We start from the raw sequence: 8,103 nt of genomic DNA on the forward strand, positions 1-8,103 counted from the left end.
AATCCCTACGAATTAGCGACAAACAAAAAAACCGCCTCAAACGAGACGGTTCATTCTGCTAGCAATACCGGCATGGAATTAGTTAGTGCCTGGCTAAATCCGGTAACTCCCCGGATAGCCCCAGTGCCCGGCGCATAAATTCATCTTTCACGCCCGGCGCCTTATCGGCAATGAACATCCCGATATCGCGGACCAGTTTCTTGGCAGGATTGCTGCCATCAAACAGATCACGAAACGCCTGCATTGCGGTGATCATTTTAGCCGCCTCGGCCTTACGCCAACGTTCGTACTGACGCAAATTCGCTTTCTTGCCGATATCCTGCTCTTGCAGCCACAGCGCTTTCAGCTCTTGCGCCAAACTGGCGGCATCAAGCAAGCCCAGGTTCACCCCCTGCCCGGCCAATGGGTGAATGGTATGCGCCGCATCACCGACCAGCGCCACCCGTTCGCGAACAAAATCGCGGGCATAGCGCATTTTCAGCGGAAAGGCCTGACGATCTCCCTCCACCTTGCACAAGCCTAACCGGTGATCAAAGGCGGCAGTCAGGGTCTTGTTAAACTCCTCGTCTGGCAGCGCACAAAGCTGCTCGGCATCCTGCGGTGCCACAGACCAGACAATCGAGCACAAATCGCTGTCCGGCAACGGCAGAAAGGCCAATGGTCCCTGTGGGCGGAAAATCTGGCGAGCCGTTTTCTCATGGGGCTCCGTGCACCGGATATTGGCAACAATGGCACTGTGGCCGTAATCCCAGTGGGTCAATGGAATATCGAGCTGCTGGCGCAGCCAGGAGTTGGCACCGTCGGCGCCGACAACCAGTTTGGCTGTCAGGCTCTGACCCGATTCCAGGCTCAGCCAGGCTTCACTTTCGCCAAAGGCAATATTCTGACAACGTTCGGGGGCCATTACCGTCACATTCGGCAACTGCTGTACACGCTCCAGCAAAGCCAGCTGGATCACTCGGTTTTCGACGATATGTCCCAGATTCGGCTGAGCCAGTCGCTCGGCATCAAAATCGATGCTGGCAAAGCTGTCCTGCTCCCATACTTGCATCTTGCTATACGGGCTCAGGCGACGCGCTTCGATACCCGACCAGGCGCCAACACGGTGCAAAATACGCTCACTGGCCCGGCTAAGAGCTGAAACGCGTAAATCCGGTAATGGTTCAAGCGTCTGCTCCGGCAGCCGGCCTTCAATAACCGCCACTCGCAATTCTGTATCGGCAAGCGCAGCAGCCAGCGTCAAACCAACCATTCCGCCGCCAATAATGGCAATATCTACACTTTGCATCATTGTTATCTTTCTCCCTGTCCCATAGCCCGCCGTACCAGCGGAGCTTTTAAAGTATTGCATAGGCTCATTGCCATCAGGCCGCTATTTCTTCCGACCACCAGAGGAAAACTGCTGTTGGCAAAAAGGCTGACCAGACCCGCGGTCATATTGACCGTCGCTTCTCGGTCCGGGGTACGGCGCTGACGATATCGACTCAACGTCTTCACACTGCCCGGTTCTTCCCCGGCCTCAAGGCCATGGGCGATCTCTTCAGCCAGTGTCATTACATCTCGCAGACCGAGATTAAAGCCTTGCCCGGCAATCGGATGGAGAGTTTGCGCGGCATTCCCCACCACGGCAACCCGGTGGGAGGTTAGCTGACGGGCCTGACGCAGCAAGAGCGGATAGGCACAGCGGGCACCTGTCTTGACCAACTGTCCGAGCCGCCAGCCAAAGGCCTTCTGCAACTCGGCCAAAAACTGCTTATCGCTCCAGTCCATGACCTTGCGCTGATCCTCAGGGCGGATACACCACACCAGCGAACTGCGCCCTTCCGACATCGGCAGCAACGCAACAGGCCCATAGGGCGTAAAGCGCTCGAAGGCGCGCCCCTGATGGGCTTGCGCTGTGGTTATATTGGCAATAACCGCAACCTGTTCAAAGTCATACTCGCTACGCCCGATCCCCAGCATGTCACAGCACGCCGACAAGGCGCCGTCAGCCGTAACCAACAATTTGCCCGTGATCTTATCGCCCTGATCCAACGTAAGCGTAACCGCCTCCAGACTGCGCTCGATATCCGTGATAACCGTCGGGCAGAGCAGCTCAACCTGCTCCAGATCACTCAGTTGCTTGTGCAGTAACGCACCGGCATCTGCTAGCTCTATCACGTAACCAAGTGCATCAACAGCTTCTTCGCCGGCATCGACATGAACTATACCGGCATGCCCCTGATCAGAGACATGAATATGCGAAATCGGTGTTGCGACTTCAGCCATCGGCGACCAGACACCAATATCCTGCAGAATATTGGCCGACCCTAACGATAGCGCGATGCTCCGGGCATCGTAGCCCGGGTGTTGATCCAGTTTAGGTGCAACCGCTTCGACGACTGCAATTTTAAGTTGGCCCTTGCTCAGTGCGTTAAGTGCAATTGCCAGTGTTGCGCCAGCCATTGCCCCACCAGCAATGACCACATCATACTGCTTCACATCCAACCCCTTCGCGTATCAAATTAATGCAGTGTTGGCTTATCACCCTGGCCGATCCCCGGGATAGCCGGCTCTTCAACGGCACCTGGTCGCTGGCTCAGCTCAACCAGGCAGGTCAGTACACACTCCGGCACATAGGCAACTACATTTTCAAACAGTTGCGCCTGCTCTGACATATCGTCGTCTTCGTCGATACCTAACTGGGAGATCTCCTCCAGCACCGATACTGCCTCGGTAACCTCTGGTGACAGTTTGGCTTTCTCCAGCCCCATCAGCCCCAGCCCCGAGATAAAATTGGTTGTCCATTCGCTCAATGCCTCGGCACGCACCATCAAATCAGCCTCTCCAGCAGGGAGCAGCAGCGAGACAGAAAACTCGACATCAGCCAGCTCCGCTGCCGTTGAAGTAAACAGGGTTTTAGCCAACTGCCCCATTTCAGCAGACACGGCATCAAACACGGCGCGAACAGCCGTTTTTGCACCATCAGTTAAAGGTGCGCCCTCGTTGGCGTAGTCACAGACCGGTCCCACCCAGCTTTCATCATCCACCGCCATACCGCCGCAGACCATCCCGCTCAGCAAGCCGTGAAGCTCTGATGGCGTCACCGCTAGACCGTGATCTTTCAGTGCTGCTTCAACAACATCATATGCAGGTAATTTAACATCGCTCATGGGCCTTTCACCTTAATTTCGTTGGTGCCAATCTCAATGGTGTTATGCTAACACTTAGCCTACCAACAGGCTAATAACCTGATAACAATTCAATAGCTCGCCAATCGCAACGGAATAAGGTAACACCGGCAGGCATCTCAAAACGGGACATTTCGCGACATCTGTTCCAGTTTGCCTCCCACTATACATACCCCTGATGATGATCTGGCTAGTCAGTAACCATTTGTGGCAAAGCGTGATGAGCAAGCTTGCATGTTGAATGGGCTTTTTCTATATTTAGCCACCTATCGCGTATCGCAAGCGGAATGCCATATTAGCTATCTGGCACGGAGCAGATTAGAAGTTTATGAGTACTCAGGCAGTTGAAATTCAAGTAATGGGCCGTATCCTGCGGGTAAACTGCCCGACCGGTCAGGAGGATGCGCTTCGCGAAGCAGCAAAAGATTTTGACCAGCGCCTGAAGGATCTCTCCGAGCGAACTAATATCAGCAACATCGAGCAGCTGTTGATGTTTACCGGTCTGAATATTTGTAACGAGCTGCATAGCGAACGTAAAGAACAACAAGGCAATGATTCAAATTTATCCAATCGAATCAGTGAACTAGCAGAAAGTTTGGATAAAGCATTGCAAAATCAACCAAAGCGTTGATAATGAATTGACCCTGGGGTGTACGTCAGTGAATTAACGTCCCCGAGCCGATAAGCAAATACCCAGGATCAGCTTTTTATTAGCTATTGAGCATGCTCAGCCCGTACTGAGAAGCCTGCGGTTAATGTTGCTGATCCACCTTGAACGTCTGGTTCAAGGGCCACAATTCGCAACGGCACCTTGGGGCATACCTTCTCCAGATTACGAGAACCGAGTTAACAGCAACTCGTCTGTCACCAACTCGCTTCTTCTATACTCAGAACACCCTCAGTCATTGGATGACCTATGAGATTACCTGTTCAGCCATCTTCCCCCCGTCAGCATATTCGTCAACACGTTCGTTTGCTTCGTCGCGCCCTGAGCCCGGAACAACAGCAGCATGATGCCCAGGAACTGCTCGTACGGTTCCAGCAGCTCCAATCCGTTCTAGATGCACAGCATATCGCCCTGTATTTATCCAATGACGGCGAAATTGACACCCAGCCCTTGATTGACTGGTTGTGGGAACACGGCAAACAGGTTTACCTGCCGGTTCTGCACCCTTTTAGCAAAGGACACCTGCTGTTTCTCCATTACACACCGGCAACACGTATGGCGCTGAACAAGTATAAAATTCAAGAGCCCGTGCTGGATATTCGCCTGGTCAAACCCGTCCACGAACTGGATCTGATCTGCACCCCGCTGGTGGCTTTTGACAGCACGGGACAACGACTGGGCATGGGCGGCGGCTATTATGATCGCACCCTCAGCCGCTGGCACTACGAAAGGCAGGGACCGCGCCCGCTGGGCTTGGCCCATGACTGTCAGCAGGTCAACAATCTGCCCTTTGAGGCCTGGGATGTTCCCCTGCCGGAAATTCTCACTCCGTCCTACCACTTTACCTGGTGAGCAATACCCCCACTGAATCAACAAGCTAATTGCTGTCTTTTTCGGCATCTATCGGTCCGTTCACGCAAACGTTTGGTTTTTACGTGCCACAACAGATAAAGCTAAGCTTATGTTATTAATAGATTTGTGTTTTTTGATATGATGAACAGCGAACTTCGTCAAAGATTTGGCCTGACGCCGCTAGCCCAGTTAGCTATAATCAGCGCTTCGCGCAACGTTTGTCATCACTAGGAGAAAGGCATGACACAAGATGAAATGAAAAAAGCTGCTGGCTGGGCTGCTCTGGACTACGTAAAGAAAGGCAGCATTGTGGGTGTAGGCACAGGCTCAACCGTTAATCACTTCATCGATGCTCTGGAAACCCGTAAAGAAGAAATCAAAGGTGCAGTTTCAAGCTCTGTCGCTTCAACCGAACGCCTTGAACAAATCGGCATTCCGGTACTGGATGCAAACGAAGTTTCCAGCCTAGACGTGTATGTCGATGGTGCTGATGAAATCAACGGCGACTACGACATGATCAAAGGCGGCGGCGCAGCCCTGACTCGCGAAAAGATCGTTGCTGCTATTGCCAAGAAGTTTATCTGTATCGTTGATGATACCAAGCAAGTCGACGTGCTGGGCCAGTTCCCGCTACCAGTCGAAGTGATCCCGATGGCCCGCTCATACATTGGCCGCGAGCTGGTGAAACTGGGGGGTGATCCGGTATATCGCGAAGGCGTGGTAACCGATAACGGCAACATCATCCTGGATGTTCACAACATGGAAATTACTGACCCGAAAGCCATGGAAGACCAGATCAATGCCCTTCCTGGCGTTGTCACCGTAGGCCTGTTTGCACACCGTGGTGCGGATGTCTTGCTGGTCGGTTCTCCTGACGGCGTGAAAAAGTTTGAAAAATAAACCTGTTAGCCAAACTGCGCCACAGGTTTACGTTATTTGATTACAAAACGGCATAATTTATGCCGTTTTTTATTATCTATATTGTAATATTCTTACCCTTACTGGTTATTTTTTGATACTTTAATATCAGCATGTAGCAATCGTTTGAGTTAACGCCAGGCCTTATCAGCATGCAGGAAAATAACCTTACCGTCTCTTTCCTGCCAAAAAGCTGGTTTCCCGCCTGAATGCCTAGACTCATGTTTTTAAGGATGAGAACCCAATGGCTAAAGTTTCACTGGATAAAGAAAAGATTAAAATTCTGTTGTTAGAAGGCGTTCACCCTTCTTCAATTGAAGTTTTACAGCACGCTGGCTATACCAATATCGAGTACCATAAAGGTTCTCTGGCAGGTGAAGAACTGCTGGAAGCCATCAAAGATGCCCACTTTGTTGGCATTCGATCCCGTACCCAGCTAACAGAAGACGTTTTTAGTGCTGCAAAGAAACTGATTGCCGTGGGTTGTTTCTGTATCGGAACCAACCAGGTTGACCTGAAAGCCGCAACCAAGCGAGGGATCCCTGTTTTCAACGCCCCGTTCTCGAATACCCGCAGTGTTGCCGAGCTCGTTCTTGGCGAAATCCTGCTGCTTCTTCGTGGTATTCCGGAAAAGAATGCCAAGGCGCATCGCGGCGAATGGCTAAAATCAGCAGACCACTCTTTTGAAGCCCGAGGCAAACGCCTGGGCATTATCGGTTACGGCCACATTGGTACCCAGTTGGGTATCCTGGCAGAAAACCTCGGTATGAAAGTCTATTTCTACGATATCGAGAACAAGCTGTCGCTGGGCAACGCCACCCAGGTCCGCTCGATGACCGAGCTGCTCAACAAGTGTGACGTGATCAGCCTGCATGTACCGGAAACGCCGGAAACCCAGGATATGATGGGGGCCGAAGAATTTGCCCGCATGAAACCTGGTGCCATCTTCATCAATGCTGCCCGTGGTACCGTGGTTGAAATTGACTCGCTGTGCAGCGCGCTGGAAAGCAAGCACATTGCCGGCGCGGCTATCGATGTTTTCCCGACCGAGCCAAAGACCAATAGCGATCCGTTCGAGTCACCATTGGCCAAATTTGACAATGTGCTGCTGACCCCGCACATCGGTGGTTCGACCCAGGAAGCCCAGGAAAACATCGGGGTGGAAGTGGCTGGCAAACTGGCGAAGTATTCTGACAACGGTTCGACCCTTTCAGCAGTCGGTTTCCCGGAAGTATCGCTGCCGGAGCACCGTGACTGCTCTCGCCTACTGCACATCCACGAAAACCGCCCGGGTATTCTGAACCAGATCACCACAATTTTTGCCTCGGAAGGGATCAACATTGCCGCCCAGTACCTGCAGACAGGTCCTGAAATCGGCTACGTGGTTATCGATGTAGAAACTGAGCGTGCCGAAGAAGCACTGACAAAGCTCAAGGTCATCGACGGTACTATTCGCGCACGTATTCTGCACTAATAACCACCGCACCGATTAGAACAAACCTTCATAACGAAAAAGGAGAGCACAGCTCTCCTTTTTGCCGTTCTAAGCCCAGGAGAAAGACATTATTCTTCCAGCTTAAACACCACTTCGACACGGTCTCGAATGGTGATCTGCGCATCCTGATAAGTCGCTGCGGTCTCGGGCGCAGCATCCATCGCCATACGCATCATCACTGGCCTTGGATGGCTCACCTGATAGGTAATTCGCCACACTCCGTCAATCTTTTCACCAAACCCTTTTGCTAATGATTCCGCCTTCTCCATAGCATCTTTTATGGCTGCCTGTCGCGCCTGTTCAACATATTCAGCTTCGTTGCTGACCTTAAGCTGGATGTTGTTGATGCGATTGATACCGTCACCCAGCGCGTTATCAAGATAGGTATTCAACTGCTCAAGATCACGAACTGTAACGGTAATATGGCGGCTGGCACGATAGCCGGTAAGCTCAGGCTTTTTATCTTTCGGATAGTGATATTGCGGCTGCAAACTGATGTTGGCACTCTGAATATCGCTTCGCTCGACGCCCTTGTCCTGCAAACGCTCAACAAAAGCCGTGACGGCTTTATCGACAGCTTGCTTGGCTTCTTTTGCCGTACCGCGTACCTCTTCAACCGCAACCGAAAACTCAGCCATATCAGGTTGTGCCGTTACCTCACCACTACCTATTGTTTCGAGGTGCGGCACGGTCACATTGGCTGCCGCCGTACCAGCAACCCCCAATGCACTAAATCCTAATACCACCGCTAATAGTTGCTTTTTCATAAGGATATCCTATTGGTTATACCGTCTAATCTGACTGTTGTTCTGTTTCGACAACGAGGTAGAGAAAATTATCCCCAAAGCTCAAAAAATTTTGCACATTGTTTTATTTTTACATTTATCAACATCCCAGACCAGTTCCTAACTACCTACTGCGGCAGTACATTACGGGCATACGCGGTTAACTGCTGCGACAGCTCGGTCAGCACACCGCTTTCCAAAGCCCAATGATGCCAG

General features: G+C 51.8%; 8 protein-coding genes and 1 other RNA gene. 5 read left to right on the top strand and 4 right to left on the bottom strand.

Annotation, left to right across the window (positions count from 1 at the left end; all coding sequences use genetic code 11):
* Positions 1-82 precede the first annotated feature (82 nt).
* Genes MHN01_RS09590 through MHN01_RS09600 form a run of 3 tightly spaced genes read right to left on the bottom strand, consistent with a single transcriptional unit; the run spans position 83 to position 3,152 of the window.
* Positions 83-1,291 (bottom strand): FAD-dependent 2-octaprenylphenol hydroxylase, encoded by a 1,209-nt coding sequence (locus MHN01_RS09590; protein ID WP_239411149.1) that lies wholly within the window; start codon positions 1,289-1,291, stop codon positions 83-85.
* A 2-nt stretch (positions 1,292-1,293) separates the two neighbouring features.
* Positions 1,294-2,481: a 2-octaprenyl-6-methoxyphenyl hydroxylase gene (gene ubiH / locus MHN01_RS09595; protein WP_239411150.1), complete on the bottom strand. Its 1,188-nt coding sequence runs from the start codon at positions 2,479-2,481 to the stop codon at positions 1,294-1,296.
* A gap of 23 nt (positions 2,482-2,504) precedes the next feature.
* Complete coding sequence (locus MHN01_RS09600) at positions 2,505-3,152, bottom strand: UPF0149 family protein (protein ID WP_239411151.1); 648 nt, start codon at positions 3,150-3,152, stop codon at positions 2,505-2,507.
* 346 nt (positions 3,153-3,498) lie between these two features.
* Here MHN01_RS09600 and zapA point away from each other — a divergent pair, with 346 nt between their 5' ends.
* The 5 genes from zapA to serA all read left to right on the top strand — a co-directional run bounded on the left by zapA (position 3,499) and on the right by serA (position 7,081).
* Positions 3,499-3,801 carry a cell division protein ZapA gene (gene zapA, locus MHN01_RS09605; RefSeq protein WP_239411152.1) on the top strand — a complete coding sequence of 101 codons (303 nt, stop codon included), beginning with the start codon at positions 3,499-3,501 and terminating at the stop codon, positions 3,799-3,801.
* 7 nt (positions 3,802-3,808) lie between these two features.
* Positions 3,809-3,991, top strand: a non-coding RNA gene (gene ssrS / locus MHN01_RS09610) — 6S RNA.
* Between the two features lie 95 nt (positions 3,992-4,086).
* Positions 4,087-4,689, top strand: a complete 603-nt coding sequence (locus tag MHN01_RS09615; protein WP_239411153.1) for a 5-formyltetrahydrofolate cyclo-ligase — start codon at positions 4,087-4,089, stop codon at positions 4,687-4,689.
* 240 nt (positions 4,690-4,929) lie between these two features.
* Entirely contained in the window at positions 4,930-5,589 is a 660-nt protein-coding gene (rpiA, locus tag MHN01_RS09620; protein WP_239411154.1) for a ribose-5-phosphate isomerase RpiA, read from the top strand.
* A gap of 262 nt (positions 5,590-5,851) precedes the next feature.
* Positions 5,852-7,081, top strand: coding sequence for a phosphoglycerate dehydrogenase (gene serA / locus MHN01_RS09625; RefSeq protein ID WP_239411155.1), 1,230 nt, complete (start codon positions 5,852-5,854; stop codon positions 7,079-7,081).
* A gap of 89 nt (positions 7,082-7,170) precedes the next feature.
* On the opposite strand, the gene MHN01_RS09630 is transcribed toward serA, so the two are convergent.
* On the bottom strand, positions 7,171-7,869 hold the full coding sequence (locus MHN01_RS09630; protein ID WP_239411156.1) for an oxidative stress defense protein: 699 nt from the start codon (positions 7,867-7,869) through the stop codon (positions 7,171-7,173).
* Between the last annotated feature and the right edge of the window lie 234 nt (positions 7,870-8,103).

Origin of the sequence: Photobacterium sp. OFAV2-7, assembly GCF_022347985.1 — a bacterium.
In the GTDB taxonomy this organism is placed as follows: domain Bacteria; phylum Pseudomonadota; class Gammaproteobacteria; order Enterobacterales; family Vibrionaceae; genus Photobacterium.